The organism is Bdellovibrio bacteriovorus HD100, assembly GCF_000196175.1.
GTDB classification, from domain to species: domain Bacteria; phylum Bdellovibrionota; class Bdellovibrionia; order Bdellovibrionales; family Bdellovibrionaceae; genus Bdellovibrio; species Bdellovibrio bacteriovorus.
In genome coordinates, this window is sequence record NC_005363.1 from 587,861 (window position 1) to 612,247 (window position 24,387).

The window sequence follows — 24,387 nt, forward strand, 5'->3', positions numbered from 1 at the left end:
GTTGTCGATATTCTCAATAATTTCGAGGGGCTGTGTCTTTGTCAAGATGGAGCGGTTTGGCTCACCGCAATAACAGGGTCTAGAACCCCGTTATTTGCAATGCCGTCGCCAGAACACCCTCGGGTCCCTTCGGAGCTTGGAAGGCGACATAGTAACCAAGGACCACATTCACTGGGATCACGTAACCCAAAGTGGTTTCCAGTTTGGCTTCGACTCCGGCGCTGTAATACGGCTTGTTCATGCTGGTGACTTCATAAACCAGATCCACGTCGTTCACGAAGCGGCCCTCGGCAGCAGCGGCATCACCCACCACGGCGGCAGATAGGCGGCGCAAGAACAGGGCATCCGTGCCCGAGCCGCGGTAAAGATCCTTCAGTGGCAGGCGGTACTCGGCATTGACGGTTACCAGATTTCGGCCAAACAACTGCCCGCGTTTGTAGCCACGCAAAATATACTGAGGCAGGGGACTGTTCGGGATAAAGACCATGGATTCAGTGGAAACCCCGTAAATCGGCGACACCTTTTCCGGAGTGTACACGCCGTTCAGTCTTAGCATGATCGCATGATGCTTCGGCAAGAAGCGGGAAAGATAGATTTCCCCACCCGCCAAAAACTGCGAGTGGTTCAGATAACCTTCCTGCGCGATATAGTTGTAGGCCCCCAAGTACGCTCCGCCTCCGGATTCAGGAGAAATTTGCGCGCCGGACTGGGAATAGTTCGCGTAACTTAAATAAGCAAAAGGCCCCGTGCGTTTCACCTCGGTCGTCAGGGTGGATCTTTCCAGATACTGCCAGCCCACTTGCAGGTTGGAATAAATCGACGCCCAGTGGGTGTCAGGAAGCACGGACAGTTGTGCGCCGAAGTCTTCAATCTCGTTCGACACCGTTCCCAGATAATAGCTGCGTTTATAACTTAAAACCGCAAACGGCCACGGGGTTGTCTGGTTGATGTAGCTTCCTAGGATGCTTCCTTTGTTGATACCCGTGTCCCAAGAGGCGGCAATTTCATACATGTGCTTTTTGAGCGGATCAAAGCCCGAGGTTTGCGCTTCCAGCACCAATCCGGTTTCGCTGGAAGAACCCGAGATGAACGGCATCCAATACCGTGGCAGCAGATAGCCATAAGGAGAATAGTCATCAAGCTCGGAAGCTTTCACGGCATTCTTGGCTTCTTCTTCGGCCTGTGGGTTGCGTTCAGCTTTGCTGTAGCGATCCCCCATCAAAGAGCTGACCTGAGGCAGAGTGTTCGGTGTTTTCTGCCATTCATCGGGTTTGATTGCCGAAACACGCAAGCCTTGGGAGGTCATCTCGGTGACAAAGATCTCTTTGTTCAAAGGATCCATGTCGGCGGTGAAAAGGGCGGTCAGGGTGTGGGAAATCGGGCGGACGTTTTTAAATTCTAAATCTGACAAATAAAGATTCGGCACGCCGTTTTTGGCCGAGGCAAAGATCACACCATCGGCCGTCTTTCGTGCAAAGCGGGCGTTGGGGTAATCCGTCAGCACCGCTTCGGAAGTTTTGGTTGAAATGGAATAACGGTGCAGATTTTCACGGCCATCTTCGGTGCGCAGGGAAAACACGATCGTGTCTTCGTCCAGGAACGTCGGATAGGATACACGCTGCTGCATCGGCGGGGAGAAAAGCAATTCTGATGACGGATTCTTTTCGCCAGTCAGGCGAAGCAACCCCAAGTGAGTGCGATTGCCATCCAGTTTAACGAACACCACCTGGTTGCCTGACGGGGACACGGCAGGTTCACGTCCACGAAGTCCCTTGGTCAGGGCCTTGGCTTTTCTTTCCCCCAGCTCATACACGAACAGGTCGGAATATCTTTGGATGCGGTTGGTGTAGTCGATCTTGTCGTAAATCAAACGCTTGGAATCCGGGAACCAGCTGATGCGCTGAATGCTTCCCGTTGGTGGGCCGTCTTTTTGGGTGGCCGGGATGAAGCTTTCACTAAACCGTTCAATGGTGTCGGTCATGCGCGAATCCAGGAAGCTTTGACCTTCCTTTTCTTTGGTCAGGATTTTCACCGCGCGGGAATTGCCGTCATCTTCGGTGATCAGGGCCAGATGTTTTCCGTCAGGTGAAATCGCCGGTGCACTGACCGATTGGAAGTTGTTTTGCGGGGTGATCGTGGCAGTCGGTGAAACTTCGCGCAGGGTTTTTAGCTGCTCCAGGGCGCGCAGTTCGGTTTCTTTCATCATGCTGTCGTATTCAGAGCTGTAGCTGGCCCCCAAATAGTCCCGAGCCGGGGTTTCAATAAAGTACGGAACCCGGCCGCCCTGGCGTTCGTGCAGTTCGCCGACAACTTTGGTGCCTTTGTCTGCGATCATCTGACTCCACATCAAAGAGCCAAACAGATAAGGCCGTGCCCCTTGGGGCCAGGTGTAGATGTTTTCGTTGGCTTCGGCGATATCAAATTCATGCAGGGTTTTGGCGTCGACCATCGCCCGCAAGGTGGCATCCTGATAGTGCGAACGCAGACGGCCGTGATCAGACAGGCGGGTTTCCATTTCTACGGCCACACCCTCTTTCCACCACTGGGGCATCAGGATGTTCGGCGCGATGATGGTTCCAAAAACCGCACGCAGGGGTTTCATGATCCCGTTGGCGGGTTCGAACGTCAGGATGTGGGTGTATTCATGGGCCAGAAGCTCAAACGCCCAGTCGCCTGTATCAGAAAGACTTTCTTCGGGGCCGGGCAGAACCGGATAGACCATGATGTGTGGATAGGGGATTCGGGTGGCGTATCCATTTGTGACATCGGTTTTGTCGTTGATAATGACGATTGTTTTGTCAGGGCGGGAATGAAAGTAAGAGCGAAGTTCTGAATAGGCTTTCTCTAATTTTTCCGCATACAGGTACCCGAGGTCCTGCTGCTCGGCATTAAAGATCACCTCGAAGTGAGGAGTTCTGAGGGTTTTCCATTTTAACTGCGGAGGCACTTCAAGTTGTGCCTTGGCTTGGGACATTGAAAGTAGAATTGTCAGAAATAGAGACGCCAAGCTGTAAACTGCGGAGTATTTTTGCATAAATCTCTGTTCGTGGTCCGGCTGTACAGCAACGCAACATCAATTTTGGAAATCTAAGGTTTGACAATGAGCTGCTATAAATTAAAGTTTTTAATGTTATAATAACGACTCTAAGTTCATAGGAGGACATCATGGTTCGTAAATTGGCTCTTGGTCTTGTTGCCATCGCATTTGTAGCAGGTTGTAAAGGAAAACAAACTCAGTCTGATCAGTCTATCGAGACTTTGCCTACGGGCGGTCAGTCCACAGCGATTGACTCCACTCCGCTGAATTTTGATCCAATGGGTTCTGATTCCGGCAAGATTTCTGGTTTGGTAACTGTTCACTTCGGTTACGACAAATCCAGCCTGGATGCTTCTTCCAAAAAAGATATCGCGACTAACGTCGAGTGGATGAAGGCAAATCCTTCTGTTCGCGTTCAAATCGAAGGTCACTGCGATTCTCGTGGTACTATCGAATACAACGTGGCTTTGGGTGAAAGACGTGCCAACGCGGTGAAAGCTTACATGGTATCTTTGGGTATCGCGGCTGACCGTTTGAGCACTATCAGCTACGGTAAAGAAAAACCACTTGAGACTGGTGACACTGAAGCTGCATGGGCGAAAAACCGCCGTGCGAACTTCGTACCTGCTCAGTAACATCTAAGCAGAAAGGCGCAGAGTGAACCTACAGAGACTTTTCATCGGAGTTTTGCTTTTCACGGTGATCGTCAGCTGTCAAACTGCGCCTGTTCCCCTGGATGACTATTCCTTAGCTCGAGCCGCACTGGATGCGGCTCGTTCTGTTCAAGCGGCCCGCCATTCCCCCGGATACTGGCATCAGGCGGAAGAAGCCTATCGTAAAGGCCGCATCTATTTCGAAGACCGTGATTACGGCAAAGCCAAAGAACAATTCATCCGTGCCCGCATGGCAGCTGAAAAAGCTGAGAATTCGGCTCGTTTGATTCGTCAAAAAACTGGAGATGTCTTATGAAGTTGATCATTCTTGTTGTCGCCGCCGCGACTTTGCTGACGGGCTGTTTGAAAACCCGCACCGATGTTCGTGAAAATGAGCAACGTCAGGTGATGCAGCAACAGGTTGTGACATTGCAAAAGACCAATGCGGATGCTTCCGGCCGTGTGGCCGACCTTGAAGAGCAAATGCGTGAGCTGAACGGCCGTGTGGATGTGGTTGAAAACAAGCTGGGTTCCAGCCATTCAGGTGTGGAAAACGCCCTGAGAAACTCTCAGCAGCAGAATCAGGATCTGAACGGCAAAGTGGCCATAATGCAAGAAGCCCTCACAACCATGGAAAAACAAATCTATGCGTTGAATGCCGAAGTAAATGCCCTGCGCGCTGAAAAAGCCGCGGTTCAGGCTGAAAAGTCCGCGAAACAGGCTAAAAGGGACGCTTTTGAAGCGGCTCAGGAGTTCTTTGGTAAAAAAGACTGGAAACAGTCCATCCTGAACTTCCAAAAGTACCGTGATGAAAACCCGAAAGGTCCTAAGTTTGCCGATGCGACCTATAAAATCGGGGTGTCCTTCCAGGAATTGGGTATGAAAGACGAGGCAAAAACCTTCTATGACGAGGTGGTCAGCAAGTTTCCGAAGTCAGAAGAGGCTCGTCGTGCTAAGATCCGTTTGAAGGGTTTAAAAAAGTAATACTGTGATTGAAAGAGTTCTCGCCATTGAAACCAGCTGTGATGACACCTCTGTCGCGATCGTTGATCGTACCGGCTGGGTTCACTCTGTGGTGGCGGCCTCTCAGGATCTGGATCACGAAATCTATGGCGGCATCGTCCCTGAAATTGCCGCCCGCAACCATTCCATCGCTTTAATTCCATTAATCGAAGAAGCCTTTAAGAAAGCCAACATGAATTGGTCTGACGTGCAGGGTATTGCCGTCACCAATCGTCCGGGTTTGATCGGCGCTTTGATTGTGGGGCTGGTGACTGCGAAGTCCTTGTCTCAGGCAAAACATTTGCCTTTCTTGGGTGTGAACCACCTGGAAGGGCATTTGCTGGCGCCGTTTTTGCGCGATGATAAATATGCTCCACCGGAAGATTTTGGTTACCCATATGTGGGTTTGGCGATCAGCGGGGGGCACACAAGTTTGTATCAAATTAAAGGACTGGGCGATTATCGTATCTTGGGTGCTACCAAGGATGATGCGGCCGGGGAGTGTTTCGATAAATTTGCAAAGATGGCAGGCCTGGGGTTCCCGGGTGGAGTGCGCGTCGATCAAATGGCCAAGGCGGGGAATCCGCAGGCTTTCGAATTCCCCCGCAGCATGATCCATGATGACACTTTCGACATGAGCTTCTCGGGATTAAAATCTTCCGGCCAGCGCATGCTTGAACAACTGGGACCAGAACTTGTGCAGGAGCGTCTGCCGGATCTGTGCGCCTCGTTCCAGGAAGCCATCGTGGATGTCCTGATCGCGAAGCTGGATCGGGCGGCGAAAGTCTTCCGCTCCAAGCGTGTGATTCTGACCGGCGGGGTCAGCGCGAATTCGCGTCTTCGTCAGCGGGCTCAGGAATGGGCCGACAAAAAAGGTTATACTTTGGTGATCCCACCTCTGCGTTACTGTACTGATAACGCCGCGATGATCGGTTACGTCGGTGCTTTGCGCATGGCTCGCGGTGAAGTGTCGGCTTTGGATCTGGGACCGTCCCCTCAAGCTCTTGCATCGGATTTTAAATGAGTTATTCACGCGAACGTCTGCAGCGCGCGCAAGAAGCCATGGGCATTGCCGCGAAAAAATCTTTGGGCCAGAACTTTCTGGTCAGCGACACGGTCATCAATCGTATCATCGATCAGGTGAAGGCCTTTGCGCCGGAAGAACTGGTCGAAGTGGGCCCCGGCCCGGGGGCATTGACGGATCTGTTGTTAGAGCTGAATCTGCCGCTGCAGCTGATTGAGCTGGACTCTGCCATTGCGGCTTACTGGCGCGAAAAAGGTTTGACAGTGATTGAGCAAGACGCCCTTCGCTTGGACTGGAAGCAGTTCTATACCGGCAAGCGTGTGGTCTTTGTCAGCAATCTGCCGTATCAGATTTCATCCAGCATCGTGATTGAGCGTTCGTTGGAAAATGAAGGTGTGGCAGCGATGGTGCTGATGTTCCAAAAGGAAGTCGCCCAGAAAATCCGCGGCACTGTGGACAGTGATCTGTACGGTCTTTTAAGTGTCTATGCACAAGCTTTCTGGAAGATTGAAACCGTGACGGATGCCGGTCCAAGGGATTTCCAGCCGCCTCCAAAGGTGGCCAGCCGGGTGCTTTCTTTCGAACGTATTGAGTCTGAGGTCAAAAACCGCAAGGCTTTCCTGACATTTGTAAAGTGCGCCTTCGCGCAAAGACGCAAGCTTTTGAAGAAAAATTTGTCTGGTCTTTTAAGTCAAAAGAAGCTAACTGAAGAGCAAATGGTCGGCTGGTTGGCCGAGCTGGGCTTTAAAGAAACGGCCCGTGCTGAGGAGCTTTCTCCGAAGCAGTTTGTGGCCCTGTATAAGCATTTTGGATTTGAGTAAATGAGCGAAAACATCCTGATTGTTCATGAGAACAAAAAAGCACGCTTTGACTACACGATCGTGGAAACCTACGAGGCGGGTCTGCAGCTTATGGGCAGCGAGGTGAAATCCCTGCGCAATAAGGATGTTCAGTTGAAGGATTCCTACATCTCTTTCAAAGGGGATGAGGCGTACCTGCAAAACGCGCACATCGCGGAATACAAAGCTTCCAGTTACAACAATCACGTTCCGGAAAGACATCGCAAGCTTCTGATGCACAGAAATGAGCTGGACGAAATCTTCGAGGCTTTGCGTGAAAAAGGCTATTCCTGCGTGCCGCTGAAGATCTACTTCAAAAACGGCCGCGCCAAACTTCAGATTGCATTGGTTAAGGGTAAAAAGACCCACGACAAGCGCGAGGCGATCAAGAAACGCGACGTTTCTGATCAAATTCGTTCATCTCTGCGACGTTCAAGATAGCGTCCGGAATGTCCGAAATCCAATAAATCGGACTGTAAAAAACTCAAAAAATGGATTTATCGCCCTCATTCCCTGTTTAAATGGATTTGAGGCCTGCTTTTCCTAGCACCGTCTCTGCATTAGTACCGATGCAAAGGAGACTGTTTATGAAAAGCCATTGCCTAAAAATTGTGTTCGCCATTTTTACACTTCCTGTATTCGCTAAAGCAGACGTAGTTGCGAATCCTGAGGTGTACAGCGCGATCGAAAGCCTCTCGAAGTACGTTCAGCAAAAGGACGACTCTTTCAATGCTGGTGTTATGTATAGAAAGATTCTGGAAAATACAGAAGAAAAGGGTGTCGTCGAAGGCTTGGCTATTCCAATTGGGAAGTTCTATTTGATGGAGAAAGACCCCGCTGCCCGTCGGAATTTGAAGGCCGTTTTGTCGGGAATTAATATTGAGGTCGAAGAAGACTCCACCGCAGAAGATCAATCAAATAGACATCACCGCAACAATCAAAATCTTGTTATTGATAGAGACAAATGTGTCGCCACCTGTATTGATGACGTTATCGATGGGGCCCGCGATGGTGCTGCTATTGGAACTGCAATTGGCATCGGAGGAGGGCCTCAAGTTGGGGCTGCAGGAGCGGCGGGTGGGGCCGTGATTGGCGGGGCGCTGGGGGGAGTGAAGTGCTCTAGGAAGCCTGAGTGCAATGACGACAAATCGAAAGATGTTGTTTCTCCAAATGCCCAAGATCGCGCTCGTGTTTACTTTACGGTGGAGGGCAATATGCAAACGAAGATGAGAATTGTTGTGAACAATGGTCATCGAATTCCAGGAGGATTCTAGTATGAATTCCAATGTTCGAGCTTGGTTGCTTCAAAACGTTCAGGTTCCGATTTGGGTTGTACTAGTTGGTGTGCTAATGGGAGTGGTTCTGCCTTCGTATGCCAGCAGGTATGGGCATTCGTTGATCTTCCTTGTAATCACTTGCCAGTTTTTGCGAACGGAAGGTGTCAGTCCATCACTTGCTAAAGTGAATTGGGCGCTGCGGTTGATTCTGGGTGGCCTATGGGCATTCGGACTTGCCTGGAGTCTTTACATCGGAAAGTAAAATGAAAAAGCCCTCTCCGGAGGGCTTTTTTTTATGAAACGCGACGTTTCTGATCAAATTCGTTCATCTCTACGACGTTCTCGTTAAGGATAAACTCTTCTTTGATGCCCAAGCGGGCCCGTTTTTCAGACAAAAGGTGTTTCCAGGCGGCATAGGCCTCGCGGTTTTGTGGATCGATGCTGAGCTTTTCCAGTAGCTTCAGTTCGGTCTCGGTGTTGGCTTTCAAAGCACGATAGAAATAGTCATAAGTCATGGACAGGTCGCGGAAGTCGTCTTCTTCCGGCAGGTGATAATCCGGAATATGCCACTGCCCCAGCATCAGCTGGTGCATGTGCTTTTCCATCGCCACCAGCGGGGACAGCAGGTTTTTCGTCATGCGGATCACCAGGAACAATGTGACCCCGGTCAGGAGTACAAAGCTTGCCGCCAGGAAGATCTGCAGCCAAGTGATCTCGCGCTCCAGATGCTGAACCAGCGTGGGGTGCGTGTCGTAAGCAAGACTTTTGAACAGTTCGTAGTTCTGATTGATGAAGTAATAAGCCGGAAGCAGGAACAAAATAGCGCCCCCCGCAACGGCCGTGATCATGTACCAGCAATACTTGTACTGGAAGGCTTTGTTCAATATGAAGCGGCGGGGACCCTGTCCCTGAGGCACGCGTTGAGGTTCGATCACTCTTCTTCCATACAACATATGTCCCACTTATCGGCGGGTTGTGTTTTGTGTAGAGTCCAATTATTCTCAAAAAGAAGCAAATTCACGGAGGACAGCATGAGTTTATCACCGGCTTTCGCAACTGCGGGGTCCAAGCCGCAAGATACATTGAGACTAAGGTCTCATGAAAATCAGAGACTAAGGTCTTTGATTTACGTTCTTTTTCTTACCTTGGTCGTCCTGCTGTCAGCGATTGAGTCCCGCGCTCAGAACGAAGGTCCTGAATCGACCACTCTGGTCGATGAAAGTTACTCTTTGAAAGCCGACCGCGAGGCTTTTGAAGAGCTTCGTAAAAACATCCCGGTCAATGTAAAAAAAGACAACGATGAAAAGGCCTTCATGGATGGTCTGGTTTCGGATTTGTCCCGCACACCTTCCGAGGTGCGCGGCAAGTTCAGCTCTATCGTGAACAAGAAGCGTGATCTGTTTAATAAGGACATGACCAAGGCGCGCGAACAGTTCGGCAAGATTCAGAAAAAAGAGCGTGATGAATTCACCAAGGACTTGGCGGAAAAACGCAAGGCCTTCGCCAAAACCAAGTCGACATCCGATGAGCGCAAAGAGTTCTATGACGAACACGAATCCAAGCGCAAAGACTTTTACGAAAGCCAGAAAGAAAAGCGCGACCAGTTTGAAGCCGACATGCGCGACAAACGCAAGAATTTCGACGACTACATCCGCTCAAAGACCGACGAATTCAATCAGCTTCACCGCGATTACACCAAGCGCTTTGAAGAAAATAAAAAAGCCCTGGCTGATCAGAAAAAACAAGCCGAGTTAAAAAAGAAACAACAGCAGCAGGATCTGGAAAAAGAATACGAAGCGATCCGCAAACAGGATCCGACGATTCTCGGACCCACCGGCGAATAACGCGCTGTAGGTGTAAAAAGTCACCAGGCACCTTTTAGCGGCGGAAGACTTCTTTGTGGATTTCTAGGGTGATGGCGAAGAGTTTGTTTTCCAGGATTGTTGGCAGGGGGGTGAACTCGATGCCGAAGGTTTGGATGACCTTGTTGCCGTCGTCGACTTTGATGTGGCGGACTTCGCCTTGAACTTCGATCGGGCTTCTTTTGCCGATCAGGAGGTGACCTGTGACTTTGTCGCCGGTTTTCATCAGCGGAGCATCCAAACGGTAAACCACACGGCAGCCCTGACTGCTCAGATCGGCCAACTGGCCGGTGATTTTCTGGGGTTTATCATTCACCAGAATAATGTTGTAGAAAGCCTGATATCCATCCGGGATGCGCACGCGATAGTTTTGGCGGCGTTGCAGATGATACAGCTCCTGTGGAACTGGAATCAGAACCTTGCCGTTGACAACTTGGGCTTTGGATTGGAAGTAATATTTTTCACCACCTAAGAAAAAGTGACCCAGGTATTCTTCCTGATCCTTCATTTGGGTTGGCGATTCAAAAGTGCACTCCAAAGCCTGGTGTTTGGAATTGAACAACACCACACGCAACTTACAGATAGAGTCTTCCGTGCCCTTGCACAGAAACTCGCCGCGGGCTTTGGCCATATCATCCCAAAGTTTCGCTCTTTCGTCAGCGCGCGCTATGAGCTTGAAGGTGCTTTGATCCATACCGTGACCTCGTGCTTATTGTGGTGCAAGTGCTGTATACGTACATTCTCGAGCGCCAGAAACTTTTTCAAAGTCTCGTAGTCGGTCTTACCTTGGAATTTTATCGTGCAAACGAAGTTTGAGCAAAGTCCTGAAGCTTGCCAATTTTGAACCAACTCGAGCAATTTCTCGGGATAGCAGATGATGTCCGAGAAGAACCAATCAATGGCCCCAATGTCCTCGGGCTTCACGTTAAAGGCATTGGTCTTCATGAACTTCACGCCAGGCAAAGCGGCGATGTGCGGCTCCAGCGGGGCGCGGTCGATACTGACGACCTCACAACCCACGGTTTGCAGCACCCATGTCCAGCCCCCCGGGCAGCTGCCAAAGTCCACAACCCTCTGGCCTTTTTTGGGTTTGATACCATAAACGGTGAAAAGTTCCCACAGTTTCAGGTACGCCCGAGATGGAGGATTCTTTTTGTCTTCATTGAACTGAACGTCCCCTAATGGAAACGGCGAGTTCGTGGTTGGCGATGCCAAAAGCGTGTTTTTATCCAGCAGCATCCAGGCACCCAGATTGTTGTCCGGAAGTGGATCCAGAAAGTTGATCACGCGCGGGCGCAGTTTCGGGAGCTGGTCCTGAATCAGTTGGGCACGACGGTGATTTTCAATGGTGTAGGGGGCCCACAGTTTGCCTAGGGCCTTTAATGCCTTGGCGGCCTGGGTGATGGATTCAAAAGGAATGATTTGGGCATCAAGCCAAATATTTTGGGCCCATACAGGATTCTGCAGGGGCCCATCAGTAAGTACCAGATTTCCGTGAACTGATTTTACGTATTTAAGTTCTTCCAGAAGATCAGGCAGAAATTTTTCCGGGGCAAGATATGCGATCATGCCGCCTTAGTTGCCACAGCCGGAGTCAGAAGTCCACGGTTATCCCAAACAACCATGCAGTCTGCCCAGAACTTCTCTTTTAGTTTTACATCCGCAGGACCCATTTTCACTTTGGGGAAATCCTGTTTTTCAAAGTGTTCAGTGAACTGGGATTCGTTGCACGCGCGAACCACTTTCATCATCAGATTAAAGTGCGCTTCAGTGAACGGCTTGTTGTCCACGAGCATTTTTCTGAGACCGCCCTCTGGAGTGTGCAGAAGGAAATTAAAGAGGTTCGGTACATCATATTTTTGACTCATATTGAGACTCCCTTTTTGTTGTTTACCTACCCCTTTATTATCGGTGGTCCATTGACAGTTCTTAAACCCAAAGTACGGTCCTAGGTCCAGAGCGTGTCTGTTAATTAATTTTTCAGTTTTTCCAGACTTTACCAAGATCCTGAAAACTGGACCTAAAAATGGTCCAGAACGCCTTTAGTCGCGCGACCTATCTCCGATCTAGGAGGTATGAAAACACAAAAAAGCACAACCAACATCCTGATGGCTCTTCTAGTAACTACAACTGTTTCCTCCACGACCTTCGCCATGGCGAAGAAGCCGGTGAACTCCGGCGGTGGCAGCAACGCAGGCACAACTCCTCCAGCAACGACGCCTCCGACAACAACTCCACCGAGCACGACTCCGCCAACGACGACCCCGCCGGTTCGTGAACCAGCAGCGGTGACAGATTCCATCACTCCGGAAGGTTTCAATGTCTTTTCGGAAGTTGCTTATCCGGTGGGTGGTGTGGTGGACACAAGATACAGCAACTACAGAGAGCTGCTGCCGGTGCGTAATGCCCAGGAGGCTCATGCCACAGATAAATGTGACACGAACCTGGACACTAATGATCGCTTCGCTGATCGTATTGCCTACGCGGTTGAGCTGAAGATGCAGCCGAGCAAAGCGCAACTGGGTTATGTGGCTTCTTATTTCAATCTGAATAAAGACGTAAATACGTATCTGCCAAACAGTTTGATTTCACATCCTCTGTGCAACGTGACGTCTTCCACTTTGAACACGACCTTTGCGGGTAAAAACATTCCAAGTGCGGCAACGATCAAAAAAATCAATGACTTCACAAACCTGATGAATGGTTATCGTCGAGAAGCTTTGTCCGGCAACCGCGAAGGTTACGTGAAGGCTTCCAAATTGTGGTCGAAGTTCATGATGTGTTTGTCTTATATGGAATCTTTGACGACGGCCGACACGGCAAAAGCCCAAAGGGTCGCTGACAAGTACGGTCCTTCCGGTTATCGCCGTCCGGCAGGTGTGAACTTCTATGAAGATCCAAACCAGCCAGCGGAATCCCGCTTGAACATTGGTCTGTTCCAGTTCACTCCGGACGCAGGCGGTAACATCCAGGCTTGTATCCGTGAATGGAATCAACTGTATCCTAAGTGCGGTATCAAAACGAATGCCTCCCAGTCAGAGTTGATCCGTGTGTTGGGAAGTTCTTTGCAGACCTTCAATGCCTTCTGTGCGGCAGCGAAAGTCACGGGCAGCTTCGCGGTTCAGGTGAATGCGACAAGTTCCAAGAACACACACCCGTACAACGTGAAATCCAACGGCTCTTTGAAAGCACCGGCAGAGCGTTGCGTGAGCCCGCACATGTCCGTGGGCAGATCCTACAACCACTTCGGTCCGTTCCAGAACACGTCGGGTTTCACTCTGGACAATATCATCAGCTGTACAATGGCTGGCGAGTAGTCACTGGAAATTAGATATTGGAAATTGGAATTGTGAAAACGAAAAAGCCCGCTGTTTTAAGCGGGCTTTTTTGTTTTATTCGGCGGTGGGTTTTTGGCCGATTTCTTTCATTTGTTTGATCAGTCTTTCGAAATAGCCGTTGATCTGGGTTTTTTCTTCTGAAGGGAATTCGCTCCAGAATTTATTGATGCGGGTTTGGTATTCTGGAAGAATCTCGCCGGTCATCTTTTTGCCTTTTTCAGTCAGCTTGATCACGTAAGAGCGGCCGTCTTTTTCGTGCGTGGTTCTTTGCACAACTTCAACTTTTTCCAGGCTATTGATCAGTCCTGAAATTGTGGCCTGTGTGACACCAACCATTTGCGCGAGTTCAGAAGGCATCAGGCCATCCACATATTTGTTCAGCAGAATCATCAATGTGAAACGGCCGGAAGACAAATTGTACTGGGAAAAGAATTTATCCAGATTGATTTCAAACTCCGTGGTGACCTTACGCAACAGTATGTGTGAATACCAAGACTCGGGATTCACCTGCGGAAACATAGTGCGTGCCTCTTCTTGGATGGTTTCGCGGGGAGGAATTTCAGTAAGGAACAACTTTGCCATGGGATCTCCTAGAACTGTCAGCAAGCATACTAAAGCTTCCTTATCATTTTAATTAGGGGGCTAAGATGAGGCAAGCAAAAGGACGCAAAAAAAGCAAAAGGTCTCTCGCCTTTTCCGGTGAGATCGCACTCAGTCGAGTTGAACAAGAGCAAAAAAAAAGGAAGAAGTGTTGAATCACTTCTTCCTGCAAACGAAATGAGAATCGTGTTGAGCCTCTACTCCAAAGTGTAGACGATCACTTTGATGAAGTCTTTGTGGCTCAGAGATCTTTCCAGACACGCACGGGAAGTTTCAAAAGAAGACGGGGATTTGGTGCCAGCGAAAGTGATCAGCACAGCTCCGTTCATCGCCTCACCCACAACCTGGCAACGGTCGTCCATCAGTTTCAGTACGCGACCTTTGGTCACTGGCAGTTCACCATCAGTGGTGAATTTGAATGCGCAAGAAAAGAAGCTCTGAGGTTTGTCCGTCGCGCCGGATACGTTTTTCAAGCAGGTGTTGTACAGGTCAGAGATTTCTCTTTCAACAGCGATGATATTTCCGACTTTACGGTCAGAAGCTTGAGCAGAGAAAGCCACTAGCAAAGAAGCGATAGCAAAAAACAGTTTCATACAGTCCTCCGATTATTTTGGAACGTCATCAGCCTTTCACCTTTTTCCCCCGGCTCAAAGCCTTTCGGCAGTGTGTCGCGGAATCTTGTGTTTCAATTTCCTAGTCGATCCTTGATTTTGTCGATTCCAGCTTGAGCGCACTGGTCGTCCAAAGGACCGCCTGGAGCACCACCCACGCCAATAGCACCAATGACGATACTGCCAGCTCGAATGGGAAGGCCCCCGCCGAGCAATAGGAATCCGTCAATGGCGCCAAGATTCTGGGCGGCAGGATTGCTTTGAGATGTTGCAAGCATTGCAGAGGTTCCGTTCTTTGCAGAAGCGGAAGTGTAGGCTTTTCGACGGCTGGCATCGACGGTATGAGGGCCCGCGCCATCGGCGCGAAACATCGCTTTAACGTCGCCTGCCTTATCGACGACGGTAGCGGCCACTTGATAGCCCTTGGTTGCGCAGTTGGCGACAGCTTCTTTGGCGGCCTCTTCAGCCAAAGTCAGAGTGATGTTGGATTCTATTTTGAATCCTGCGGAAGGGGATGCGGCTTGTGCGATGGGGGTGGCCATCAAAGCCACGGTCAGAGCGGCGATGCGTTTGTTCATAAGGTCTCCTAAGGGTGAGGAGAAAATCTTAGAACTTTTAAAAGGCTCTCTGCAAAGAAAGCCCTCGTGTATTTAAACAGAATCAGGAATGGTCACGATCAGGGCGCGGTCCTTTAGAACCACCATCGTGTGTTCAAACTGGGCGGTGCGATGTTCTTTGCCGGCCACCAGTGTCCAGTTGTCGGGTTCTTCATCGACGAATCTTGCGCCGGTGGAGACAAATGGCTCGATGGTGATGACATGGCCGTCTTTCAGTTTGCGTTTGTCCGTCTTGTCGTAATAACCCGCGATGAATTTTGGTTCTTCGTGCAGGCCGCGGCCCACACCATGACTGCCCAGGTTTTCAATAACGGTGTAACCGTGGGACTTTGCGACTTTTTCGATGTTGTAGCCGATCACATTGATCAGCTCGCCGGCTTTCACAGCCTTGATCGCTGTGTCGAGCGCCAGACGGGTGACCTTCAAAAGTTCTTCGTCCGATTTCTTTCCCGGAGGCACGATGAAAGAGCCGCCGTTGTCAGCGAAGTAGCCTCCAAATTCGGCCGATACGTCGATGTTGATCAGGTCACCGGCTTTGATGATCTTCTTGTCAGAGGGCACGCCGTGGGCGACTTCGTGATTCAGGCTGATGCAGTTGTAGCCAGGGAAGTTGTACGTTGCCATGGGGCCGGATTTGGCTCCATGCAATTCCAAATAAGTGCCGCCCAGCTGATCCAGCTCTTTGGTGCTCATTCCGGGTTCCATTTTGCGGGCCATGTACTGCAGGCAGTTGGCGACGATTTTCCCGATTTTTTTAAGACCTTCCAGGTCGGCTTCTGTCTTTACGATCATGGATTTGGTTTATACACTAAGGTTTATGGAAAAAGCCAATGATCCCGTTCGCATCCTGAAGAAATCAACCGCGCGGAAACTTTTACCTGCCGTCAGCGCCCATGATAATAAAGCCACAAGGGGCCGCAGTCTTTTGCTGGCGGGAAGTGCCCAGTACCCCGGGGCCGGGATTTTGGCCGCCCGTGGGGCTTTGCGCATGGGCAGTGGCTATGTGATGCTGGCCCCGCAAGGGGTGACGGTTTCATCTTTGGAAAATCCGGATTTTTTGGTTTTGGATCTTAAGAAAGACTCTTGGCAGCAGCAAAAATTCGATGCGCTTTTGTGTGGTCCGGGTTTTGGAGTCACTCCGTTCACTGCTGAGGTGATTCGCGAATTGAAGGCCCGCAAGGTCGAACGGGTGGTGCTGGATGCCGATGCTCTGACGGTCTGTGCGGAACAGGATCTGTTTCCGCTGCCCGCAACCTGGATTGTCACGCCCCACACCGGGGAACTGGCGCGCTGCCTGGGGGTGGAGGCCGAAGAAATCGCCGCCAACCGCTACGGATTTGTGCGTGTTGCGCAGGAGATGATGGGCTGTGTGGTTTTGCTCAAAGGCCCGCAGACTTTGGTGGCCGGCCCCAACCGGGTTTATGGGATCTCCACCGGAAACGCCGCTTTGGCGAAATCCGGAACCGGGGATGTGCTGGCGGGGATTATAACGGCTTTGAGGGCACAAAAGGTGCCTGCTTTAAGGGCAGCGCTGTTGGGGGCCTATGTCCATGGAGCCACCGCGAACCTGTGGAAGTCGCGTAAAAGGGATCTGTTAAGCATGACGGCGTCCGATGTGGTCGAATCTCTGCCCCAGGTGCTCTATAACTTACGTGAGGGATTTTAGAAAAAACTACCCGCCCCGTTCCATAACAAAAGCATGACTTTCCTTTTCCCCCTTGGGCAGGTACAACCTGCCGAAACTTTGGGGGATTTAATGACTAAAGGGCTTTTGTTCGCAGCTGTGCTGGGTCTTTCGTTGGCAGCCAACGCTCAGACTTCTTCTACCACTCTTTCCACTCCATCTGTGGAATCCGGAACTCAGAAAACAACCACTTCTGTGGGTGATGTTCTGAAAAACAAAAAATTCGAAGACGACAAAGACATCACTGATTCCAAGTTGAAAGCGGAATCCGGTTCCTTGTCCCGTTATTCTTTGAAATTCTCTTTGTCTTACTTCGGTCCTCCAATTGGCGACCTTGACAGCAAACTTCAGCCAAATCCAGATGGTTCCATCGGTGTGAATCAGGTTTCCCTGAGCGGTTCCATCAGCGGTCGTTACCGTTTGGATTCCAAAGCAGCGATCAGCGCGGGGACGGGCATCAACGTTCTGACTCCATTCCAGGGTGCTGAGCGCACGGATGTTAAAACTCCATTCATCAGCTATGACCGCAACGCGCGTTTGGGTGATGTTCAGGTTCGTAACTCTTACGGTGCTTCCCTGACCACGGTTCCAAACTTCCGTGAAGTGGGTCAGTACTCTTCTCTTTCTTACGACAACTCTCTGGTTTACAACATCGGGTCTTCCGGTGTGGCCGTGGGTCTGGATACGGGCCTGAGTGTGTTCCTGTATGAGCGCGGTTATGAGCCCAAAGACGGCAAAGCTTCCCGTTACCACCTGGGTTTCTACCCACAGGTGAAATACAACTTCTCTGACAAGCTGAACGTTTACACTTCTGTGGCGATGAACTTCTGGAATCCACGTTACCGTGACGGCGAGATGGATTTGCTGAACAAAACCCTGAGCGGCCGTGTGGGCATGGGTTATGCGTTCTCTCGTGACATCTACTTTGCACCTTACCTGAATTACTACCCTAAGGATGCTCGTACAGAGTCCACGACTCTGAGCTTCTCCACGATCTTCTCGATCCTGTAGTTTCAGACGGCATTTAAAAAACAAAAAAACCAGGGCGCCTTATTCGCTCTGGTTTTTTTATTTAATCACCAATCAAAAATCTGATCTTGTCACTTAAGGTGGACCCGTCTCTGTCAGGAGAGCCAATTCACGAATCTCCCGGTTCCAGATATATTCCTTACGTACGACATGCTTTTTAGCCATTCAAGGCTCCTTTCGCAGAACCTAACCCGAGGTTCATAAAACTTATCGGCCAGACCTTTGGATAGTTGAGCGACTTTTTTTAAATTCTGGAAAAAAATGAACGTCGTCCAATCGTGAGACGTGAAAAGCGCCGCTGTGCGAGCGAAAAAAGGGGTGTCGTTCTTTTTGACGATCAGTGGTGAGACAATTTGATGGTTATTTGTTCGCGGCTGCCAGAACTTCGAGCAGATTCAGGGTCATCATGTACGACAATCCCCACAGTGGCGGCTCACGATCCAGATACACGGCAGGAAGTTCAAGGCCGATATTTTCCCGCTGCAGGCGATAGGTGGTCACTCTTTGCGGATTTTGAATTTCTTTGAGCGGAACCCAGAAAAAGTCCGCCACTTCGGTTTTATCCAGCACAATATTAAAATTTCGTTCGGTGAAAAACACAAACGGGCGGATGTAAAAATCCAGCATGGTTCCGGCTTTGCGGGCCTGAATATCATTCAGGCGACCCAGCAGCTCCGGGTTGGTCAGATCAATGCCGACTTCTTCCAGCGTTTCACGAAGGGCCGCATCCAGATCCGTTTTGTCGCTGTCTTCACGCTTGCCCCCGGGAAAAGCCAGTTGACCTGACCAGCGGTCGGAATCACTGAAAGCCCGCTGGATATAACCCAGTTCCAGATTTTCCAAAGAATTCCCGCGCAGGATCAGAGCCACGCAGGCATGGCGGCCCAGTTGCGTGGAAAGATCCAGGGGCATGGTCACATTGATGGCGGAATAAAGAGATTCTTTGAGGGAGCTCATGACTCCCTCAAGATAACCGGAAAAAAGAACTAGCGGCAAGATCTGCGCGACACGGTCTCGTTCTTTTCATTGCAGGACGTGATGCGGCAGTTGCTGTAGCGGTAGTGGCAGCGGTCAATGGCCTCGCGTTCAGCAGCGTACTGAGTGTTGCCACGGCTTTCGATCGTCATGCGATAACCGCGATAGTCGACACCTTCGGCAGTACAGGCATAATATTTGGCAGAACAAGTTTCGATACAGTTGCCGTGTTTTTTCAAACACTCCCGACAATCACGGTGTCCGCTCCAATGTTCCTCCCAGCCATCATCGCTGGCCGAACAACTGACTTGCGGGCGTCCATAGCCAGGGCGGTCTCCTGGACGGTCGGGCTTCACCCAGTCAAAGATACTGGCGGCAAACACGTTCATCGAGAACAGACAGATCATTGCGAAAGTCATTAGTGGTTTCATTTTTCCTCCGTTATTGGTTCACGCAGGAAAATATTTCAAAGACAGTGCCAGCCCGTTCAGGGTCAATGTGACACTTAAATCAGATAGAAGAGAATGCAGAAGTACTGACACGCACTTCCACCCAGAACGAACAGATGCCAAATACCATGGAAGTGTTTGACCTTTTCATCATACAAAAAGAATCCGATGCCGCCAGTGTACAGCAGTCCACCCAACGCCAACCAGAAAATCCCGGCTGATGGCAATGCCGCCGTCAGTGGTTTCATCGCGACCACGACCAGCCATCCCATCAGAACATAAATAATCATCGAAGGCACACGCGTGCGATGTGACAACGTCAGTTCGTAGGTGATTCCCACAAGTGCCAGCGTCCAGTTGATACCAAACAGCCACCAACCCCACGGACCACGCAAAGTGATCAGAGTGAAGGGAGTGTAAGTGCCGGCGATCAAAAGATAGATGGCGATGTGATCCAGTTTTTGAAAGATCTGTTTCGAGCGTCCCTGAAAGCTGTGATACAGGGTCGAGATGGTGTAGAGCAAAACCAGCATGCCGCCATAAACGCTGGTGGCGACGATCTTCCAGATGTCTCCGGTGACCGTGGCCAGGGTGATCAGCACGGAAGTGCCAGCCACCGAAAGCGCGGCGCCAACCAAGTGAGTGATGCTGTTAAAGCGTTCGCCGTGGTAGATATCGACCTCCCGATTTACTGAGCATAGCATGGATGCCACAGAAACGAGAGGTTAAGATTTGATGAAAGCGGATCGAGAAAGTTAGCAAATCTCTGGTTAGGCTTTGCGGCGGTACATGATGGCCCATGATACAAAGCAAATCAGCGCACCGAAGTAATACGGTGCCCCCGGGAGGTAGAGAGTTCCCGGATTACCTGAAGAGAAATGTGCGAACAGTTTGGTTGTTACCAGCGGTGTGATGATTGCGGCCAGGCTGGACAGACTGACCAACGAACCCTGCAGTTCGCCTTGCTCCTGCGGCGGCGTTTTGTGACTGATCAGTGATTGCAGCGCCGGAGGTGAAGTCCAGAACACCGCTGACAGAATCAGAATCGCATACATCATCCAGCCTTCGGTGGCCATACCGTAGAAGATAAAGGAAACGGCATAACCAAAGGCCCCGATCACCACGGTGCGATGTTCACCAAATTTTGGAATCACCAGTCGAGTCAGCCAGCCCTGGGCTAGGGCCGACAGCAGTCCGACCACCGCCAAAGACAAACCAACCTGCGCTGTGGTCCATCCGTAGCGTGTTTCCGTGTAAAGTGTCCAGATGGATGGGTGCGTTTGACCTGCCAGCTGGAAGAAGAAGTAAACCAGCAAAAGAGCCAGCAGATGTTTAGAACGCAAAACCCCCAGCAGGGAATAAAGCGGGTTCGTGCGGCGCAAGTCGATTTTACGTCGCAGGTTTTTCGGCAGCGATTCCGGCAGAATGAACAATCCAAAGAAGAAATTAAGCAGGTTCAGGGCTGCTGCCACCAGGAACGGATATTCTGGTCCCAAGTGCCCCAGCAGTCCCCCGATAGCCGGTCCAATGATAAAGCCCAGGCCGAAGGCGGCACCGACCATGCCGAAGTTGGCAGAGCGGTTTTCATCGTTGCTGACGTCGGCAATATAGGCCATCGCCACGGTGATGTTGGCTCCGGTCAAACCGGCGATGATTCGTCCGGCAAAAAGAATTTCAAGAGTGGGGGCATAGGCCATCAGGATATAGTCAAAGCCCGCCACCAATAGTGAAATCAAAAGGACCGAACGGCGACCAAAGCGGTCTGACAGGGCCCCCAAAAGCGGTGACGCCAAAAATTGCATCAGCGCATAGATTGAAATGAAATAGCCGAAGTATTCAGTGACCGAGGTTTCACTGGAAACAAAACGACGCATGATATCCGGAAGCGACGGGATCACCAAGCCCAGTCCGATCATGTCCAAAGTCACGGTGATAAAAATAAACCAAATGCCTGCAGTTTTCTTTGTCATAGGCCTCAGACTAAAAGATCGTTCCCGGCTTGTCACAGGATTCTTGCCGGGATCAAAACCGCTTGGTACCTTCGTTAGCATGATTTTACATGAGCAACTGTTGCAGATTCTCGCGTTCCTGGGTTTTTCCGTCGTTCTGGTTTCATTGTTTCAAAAGCTGGGCTTGGGAACTATTCTGGGTTACCTGGCTGCCGGTATTTTGATTGGGCCTCTGGGCTGGGGATTGATTTCAGACTTTCATTTTGTGCAAACCATTGCCGAATTTGGCGTGGTCTTTCTGCTCTTTATTATTGGTCTTGAGCTGCAACCCAAAAAGCTGTGGGGCTTGCGAAAAACTCTGTTGGGTTTTGGCGGCTTGCAGATCCTGGTTTGTACCGTGGTTTTCACTTTAGCGGGACATCAGCTGGGAATTTCCTGGGCCAGTGCTGCGGTGGTGGGGTTTGCTCTTTCACTGTCTTCAACCGCGTTTGCTCTGCAAAGTCTGTCTGAAAGAAAAGTTCTGAACACGGAATTTGGCCGGGCCTCTTTTGCGATCCTTTTAATGCAGGACGTGGTGGCCATCCCGGCGTTGGCGGTGATTCCAAGTCTGGGGCTGGTGACAGCCAGCACCCGCGAAGTGAACTGGGGCGGGGCTTTGGCGATCTTTATCGGACTGGCTTTGGGCAGCCGTCTGCTGATGGGAAGATTTCTGCAGGTGGTGGCTGAGACCCGCAGCCGTGAGCTTTTCACGGGTGTCACTTTACTGACCGTGATCGGGGTGGCTTTCCTGATGGAAAGTGTGGGCTTGTCTATGGCGCTTGGGGCGTTCCTGGCTGGGGTGCTGCTTTCAGAATCAGAATACCGTCATGAGCTGGAAGCCGACCTTGAACCTTTCAAGGGTTTACTGATGGGTCTGTTCTTTGTCTCCGTCGGTATGTCCGTCAAGCTGTCTTTACTGGTTGAAAATCCCGGCCTGATTCTGGGGATCACCGTGGGTTACATGGTTCTGAAAGGGTTCCTGATTTACGGCGTCGGCCGTGTGATGAAGCTGCACCGTCCGGCCTCCAATAATCTGGCTGTGTATCTGGTGCAGGGCGGGGAGTTCGCTTTCGTGATCTTTGGCGTGGGGCAAAGTGCGCAAGTGCTTTCACCGGAATGGACTCAAAGATTCACTTTGGTGGTGACGCTTTCCATGATCGCAAGCCCCATCATCATCGTCCTAAATGAAAAGATTCAGGCCATGATCGCCTGCAAACGTCCTGGCGCAGGACCGCAGTATGATCAGATCGACGAAGCTGACAACGGGAACGCGGTGATCATTGCCGGCTTCGGCCGGGTCGGTCAGATCTTTGGCCGTATTCTGCGCACCCAAGATGTAAAATTCACCGCGATTGAACATGACACTGAACAGATCGACCTGCTTCGTCGTTTTGGCAATAAGGTCTATTATGGCGATGCCTCACGACCGGAAATTCTTGAGGCGGCGGGCATCAAAAATGCCAAGTACTTTGTGCTGGCCGTGGATGATGTCGAGACCTCCAACAATATCGCCCGGATTCTGCACGAAGATTATCCGCATGTGAAGGTCTTTGCCCGTTCCCGAAACCGTCAGCACACGTTTGACCTGATGGCGGCCGGGGTCACCCAGGTCCGCCGTGAAACGATAGATTCCAGTATTGCCCTTTCCGAGCAGCTGCTGGTAGAGATGGGCACACCGGCCAAACGCGCCCATGAGATCATTGAACGCTTCCGTCTGCATGATGAACTGATGCTGCAGGAGCAGTTCAAAGTCCGTCACGATCAAAAGACCTTTATCGACGTTTCCCGCCAGGCCGCCCAGCAGCTGGCACAGGTCCTTAAAGAGGACGCCGAAAAGACTTATATTGATCCCCAGCACCCGCCAGAGGCTTCTAAATAATAATTTAACCGACCGAAGCCCTGCTTGTTTCCTATAAATAGGAACAGGAGGGCACGGATGCGCTTCTTAATAATTTCACTGATTTTAATGTCTGCTTCGTTATCCCAAGCCGAGGTTCAGGGATTCAACGAAATGATCAAGGAAGCCTCGATCAGCGAAAAGATTCTGCGCAAAAGGCTGCTCAGAATTCTGAACAGCTCAGAAGTGGCGATTGCCGCCAACGACAAGGCCCAGGAACAACTTCAAAACAGCCCCTCCCAGGAAAACTTTGAAGTCCGGTTGGTAAGAGTAAATCAATAGTTTCATCCCCCGAAAGACCGCCTTCCCCCGGCGGTCTTTCTTTTTTAGTAGATGTCTTTGTAAAAGACCCGTTCCGGGTTGTTTGATTCAAGCTTAATTACTTTGAAATAGATGCGTCCGATTTCGCGGCCGTCGGTGGTTTCCACGCTGATTCGCCAGTCTCCGGCAGAATAGTTTTGCTTTGAGGCGAAACCGCGATAGCCGTTCTTGCGGCCTCCGGTGATGCTCATCGGGATCTTGTCGGTGGTTTGCCAGCCCCGGACCGGGTCCTTGAAGTACCAGTGCAGAATCACGGAATCACTGAATCTTGCCGGGGAAAAGATCTCGGCAAAGAAATAAACAGTGTCGCCGGGTTCCGCATAGAACTCCTGATCCCCGCGGCGCCAGAATTGCCACGAAGCCTGTTCGTGGGACAAGATGTATTTGCCCTCGGATTTTTCCACGCTGTGATAGATACCCATGTTTTGGATCGACAGGGGCACCGGCGGAATCCAGCCAACAAGATAGAATGCCAGAAACAGAACCAGGATCGTGGCTCCGGGAAGCAGCAGGGACTTTTGCAGGGTGCGCTGATCCTGAATTTTTCTTTTCAGCAGCAGGAAGGCCCCATAGATCGCCACACCGGTAAAGGCAATCGACAGCAGGAACGGGAACAGGCCGACAAAGCCCAGGATCACCGGAATGGTCATGGAAAAGAACGAAAATACGCAGATCACATACAGGCCGATTTTGATGTTGATCTCGCTGCGCTGAACCCTTTTCAATTCGTTAGCCACCATCAAGCCCATCAGAAGGGCGACAAAGATCACCGAAGAAAACAGCGACGCACTTTTTAGGAAGAACAGCGAATACACGCTGAGCAGGCTTCCCAGCAGGAAGTGCACGATCAGCTGCCGGTAATTCCAGATTTTTTCCAGGCGACGGGACGGCTGGAAAAGGCCGTGAGTGAACAGAAAGTCATAATATAGCACCGAGCCCAAAATCAGCAGATAGATGATCTGTTGGGAAATACCCCAGAGGTCATCAATGGCCGAAAGGGTCAGAATATCAAAGAAGAAGCCGCCCAGAAAAAAGGCGATATCGACTTTGATTTCGTTTTCTTCATAGTATTTTAGCAAACGCTCTTTAAGTTGGGTCATGAAGCGAAGCTACCACATGACAGTCCGTTAATGAAGGCATGTTAATTTGTCTCAAGAAAAGTTCTGCACTATCCCTTGTGTCTC

At 50.7% G+C, this 24,387-nt stretch carries 27 protein-coding genes; 13 read left to right on the top strand and 14 right to left on the bottom strand.

What is annotated here, in order from left to right; translation table 11 throughout:
- Positions 1-79 precede the first annotated feature (79 nt).
- Positions 80-2,974 (bottom strand): TolB family protein, encoded by a 2,895-nt coding sequence (locus tag BD_RS02880; protein WP_231839265.1) that lies wholly within the window; start codon positions 2,972-2,974, stop codon positions 80-82.
- Positions 2,975-3,165: 191 nt separating this feature from the next.
- On the opposite strand from BD_RS02880, the gene pal reads away from it, so the two are divergent.
- From pal to BD_RS02915, 7 genes are all read left to right on the top strand, one after another.
- Positions 3,166-3,672 (top strand): peptidoglycan-associated lipoprotein Pal, encoded by a 507-nt coding sequence (gene pal, locus BD_RS02885; RefSeq protein ID WP_011163198.1) that lies wholly within the window; start codon positions 3,166-3,168, stop codon positions 3,670-3,672.
- 22 nt (positions 3,673-3,694) lie between these two features.
- Positions 3,695-4,006: a DUF4398 domain-containing protein gene (locus BD_RS02890; protein WP_011163199.1), complete on the top strand. Its 312-nt coding sequence runs from the start codon at positions 3,695-3,697 to the stop codon at positions 4,004-4,006.
- On the top strand, positions 4,003-4,674 hold the full coding sequence (locus tag BD_RS02895) for a tetratricopeptide repeat protein (RefSeq protein WP_011163200.1): 672 nt from the start codon (positions 4,003-4,005) through the stop codon (positions 4,672-4,674). Before BD_RS02890 ends, BD_RS02895 begins: the two co-directional genes overlap by 4 nt.
- A 4-nt stretch (positions 4,675-4,678) precedes the next feature.
- The gene (tsaD, locus tag BD_RS02900; RefSeq protein WP_011163201.1) at positions 4,679-5,716 is read left to right on the top strand and encodes a tRNA (adenosine(37)-N6)-threonylcarbamoyltransferase complex transferase subunit TsaD; all 1,038 of its coding nucleotides are present in this window, start codon (positions 4,679-4,681) and stop codon (positions 5,714-5,716) included.
- Positions 5,713-6,537 carry a 16S rRNA (adenine(1518)-N(6)/adenine(1519)-N(6))-dimethyltransferase RsmA gene (gene rsmA / locus BD_RS02905; protein WP_011163202.1) on the top strand — a complete coding sequence of 275 codons (825 nt, stop codon included), beginning with the start codon at positions 5,713-5,715 and terminating at the stop codon, positions 6,535-6,537. The genes tsaD and rsmA overlap by 4 nt, the downstream gene beginning before the upstream one ends.
- Positions 6,538-6,996 (top strand): SsrA-binding protein SmpB, encoded by a 459-nt coding sequence (gene smpB, locus BD_RS02910; RefSeq protein WP_011163203.1) that lies wholly within the window; start codon positions 6,538-6,540, stop codon positions 6,994-6,996.
- Between the two features lie 146 nt (positions 6,997-7,142).
- Positions 7,143-7,829: a hypothetical protein gene (locus tag BD_RS02915; RefSeq protein ID WP_011163204.1), complete on the top strand. Its 687-nt coding sequence runs from the start codon at positions 7,143-7,145 to the stop codon at positions 7,827-7,829.
- A 296-nt stretch (positions 7,830-8,125) separates the two neighbouring features.
- Here BD_RS02915 and BD_RS02925 read toward each other — a convergent pair whose 3' ends face one another.
- Positions 8,126-8,767 carry a hypothetical protein gene (locus BD_RS02925; RefSeq protein ID WP_038451422.1) on the bottom strand — a complete coding sequence of 214 codons (642 nt, stop codon included), beginning with the start codon at positions 8,765-8,767 and terminating at the stop codon, positions 8,126-8,128.
- 186 nt (positions 8,768-8,953) lie between these two features.
- On the opposite strand from BD_RS02925, the gene BD_RS02930 reads away from it, so the two are divergent.
- Positions 8,954-9,676: a hypothetical protein gene (locus BD_RS02930; RefSeq protein ID WP_231839266.1), complete on the top strand. Its 723-nt coding sequence runs from the start codon at positions 8,954-8,956 to the stop codon at positions 9,674-9,676.
- A 34-nt stretch (positions 9,677-9,710) separates the two neighbouring features.
- On the opposite strand, the gene BD_RS02935 is transcribed toward BD_RS02930, so the two are convergent.
- Genes BD_RS02935 through BD_RS02945 form a run of 3 tightly spaced genes read right to left on the bottom strand, consistent with a single transcriptional unit; the run spans position 9,711 to position 11,562 of the window.
- Positions 9,711-10,388 (bottom strand): flagellar brake protein, encoded by a 678-nt coding sequence (locus BD_RS02935; RefSeq protein ID WP_011163206.1) that lies wholly within the window; start codon positions 10,386-10,388, stop codon positions 9,711-9,713.
- On the bottom strand, positions 10,361-11,263 hold the full coding sequence (locus BD_RS02940) for an SAM-dependent methyltransferase (RefSeq protein ID WP_011163207.1): 903 nt from the start codon (positions 11,261-11,263) through the stop codon (positions 10,361-10,363). The genes BD_RS02935 and BD_RS02940 overlap by 28 nt, the downstream gene beginning before the upstream one ends.
- A complete protein-coding gene (locus BD_RS02945; RefSeq protein WP_038451423.1) occupies positions 11,260-11,562 on the bottom strand; it encodes a hypothetical protein in 303 nt (100 codons plus the stop codon). The genes BD_RS02940 and BD_RS02945 overlap by 4 nt, the downstream gene beginning before the upstream one ends.
- A 207-nt stretch (positions 11,563-11,769) precedes the next feature.
- Here BD_RS02945 and BD_RS02950 point away from each other — a divergent pair, with 207 nt between their 5' ends.
- Positions 11,770-13,011, top strand: a complete 1,242-nt coding sequence (locus BD_RS02950) for a hypothetical protein (RefSeq protein WP_011163209.1) — start codon at positions 11,770-11,772, stop codon at positions 13,009-13,011.
- 75 nt (positions 13,012-13,086) lie between these two features.
- Here the strand turns inward: BD_RS02950 and BD_RS02955 are convergent, their stop codons facing one another.
- The 4 genes from BD_RS02955 to map form a co-directional block, all read right to left on the bottom strand.
- Positions 13,087-13,614 carry a MarR family winged helix-turn-helix transcriptional regulator gene (locus BD_RS02955; protein ID WP_038451427.1) on the bottom strand — a complete coding sequence of 176 codons (528 nt, stop codon included), beginning with the start codon at positions 13,612-13,614 and terminating at the stop codon, positions 13,087-13,089.
- 215 nt (positions 13,615-13,829) lie between these two features.
- On the bottom strand, positions 13,830-14,225 hold the full coding sequence (locus tag BD_RS02960; protein WP_011163211.1) for a hypothetical protein: 396 nt from the start codon (positions 14,223-14,225) through the stop codon (positions 13,830-13,832).
- Between the two features lie 92 nt (positions 14,226-14,317).
- Positions 14,318-14,821 carry a GlcG/HbpS family heme-binding protein gene (locus BD_RS02965; RefSeq protein WP_011163212.1) on the bottom strand — a complete coding sequence of 168 codons (504 nt, stop codon included), beginning with the start codon at positions 14,819-14,821 and terminating at the stop codon, positions 14,318-14,320.
- Positions 14,822-14,893: 72 nt separating this feature from the next.
- Positions 14,894-15,652 (bottom strand): type I methionyl aminopeptidase, encoded by a 759-nt coding sequence (map, locus tag BD_RS02970; RefSeq protein ID WP_011163213.1) that lies wholly within the window; start codon positions 15,650-15,652, stop codon positions 14,894-14,896.
- Between the two features lie 25 nt (positions 15,653-15,677).
- Between map and BD_RS02975 the strand changes: the two genes are divergently transcribed.
- Positions 15,678-16,526 carry an NAD(P)H-hydrate dehydratase gene (locus BD_RS02975; protein WP_011163214.1) on the top strand — a complete coding sequence of 283 codons (849 nt, stop codon included), beginning with the start codon at positions 15,678-15,680 and terminating at the stop codon, positions 16,524-16,526.
- Between the two features lie 90 nt (positions 16,527-16,616).
- Complete coding sequence (locus BD_RS02980; protein WP_038451435.1) at positions 16,617-17,555, top strand: hypothetical protein; 939 nt, start codon at positions 16,617-16,619, stop codon at positions 17,553-17,555.
- 378 nt (positions 17,556-17,933) lie between these two features.
- Here BD_RS02980 and BD_RS02985 read toward each other — a convergent pair whose 3' ends face one another.
- The 4 genes from BD_RS02985 to BD_RS03000 all read right to left on the bottom strand — a co-directional run bounded on the left by BD_RS02985 (position 17,934) and on the right by BD_RS03000 (position 20,967).
- Positions 17,934-18,530 (bottom strand): NUDIX hydrolase, encoded by a 597-nt coding sequence (locus tag BD_RS02985; RefSeq protein ID WP_048349695.1) that lies wholly within the window; start codon positions 18,528-18,530, stop codon positions 17,934-17,936.
- A 29-nt stretch (positions 18,531-18,559) separates the two neighbouring features.
- Positions 18,560-18,979, bottom strand: coding sequence for a hypothetical protein (locus BD_RS02990; protein ID WP_011163217.1), 420 nt, complete (start codon positions 18,977-18,979; stop codon positions 18,560-18,562).
- Between the two features lie 74 nt (positions 18,980-19,053).
- Positions 19,054-19,671 (bottom strand): PAQR family membrane homeostasis protein TrhA, encoded by a 618-nt coding sequence (gene trhA / locus BD_RS02995; protein WP_427722531.1) that lies wholly within the window; start codon positions 19,669-19,671, stop codon positions 19,054-19,056.
- A 96-nt stretch (positions 19,672-19,767) separates the two neighbouring features.
- Positions 19,768-20,967, bottom strand: a complete 1,200-nt coding sequence (locus BD_RS03000) for a TCR/Tet family MFS transporter (protein WP_038451443.1) — start codon at positions 20,965-20,967, stop codon at positions 19,768-19,770.
- 79 nt (positions 20,968-21,046) lie between these two features.
- On the opposite strand from BD_RS03000, the gene BD_RS03005 reads away from it, so the two are divergent.
- Together BD_RS03005 and BD_RS03010 are read left to right on the top strand one after the other, a co-directional pair.
- Complete coding sequence (locus tag BD_RS03005; RefSeq protein WP_041583451.1) at positions 21,047-22,864, top strand: monovalent cation:proton antiporter-2 (CPA2) family protein; 1,818 nt, start codon at positions 21,047-21,049, stop codon at positions 22,862-22,864.
- Between the two features lie 57 nt (positions 22,865-22,921).
- Positions 22,922-23,164 (top strand): hypothetical protein, encoded by a 243-nt coding sequence (locus BD_RS03010; protein ID WP_011163221.1) that lies wholly within the window; start codon positions 22,922-22,924, stop codon positions 23,162-23,164.
- Between the two features lie 44 nt (positions 23,165-23,208).
- On the opposite strand, the gene BD_RS03015 is transcribed toward BD_RS03010, so the two are convergent.
- Positions 23,209-24,303 (bottom strand): DUF2914 domain-containing protein, encoded by a 1,095-nt coding sequence (locus BD_RS03015; RefSeq protein ID WP_011163222.1) that lies wholly within the window; start codon positions 24,301-24,303, stop codon positions 23,209-23,211.
- Positions 24,304-24,387: the final 84 nt, after the last annotated feature.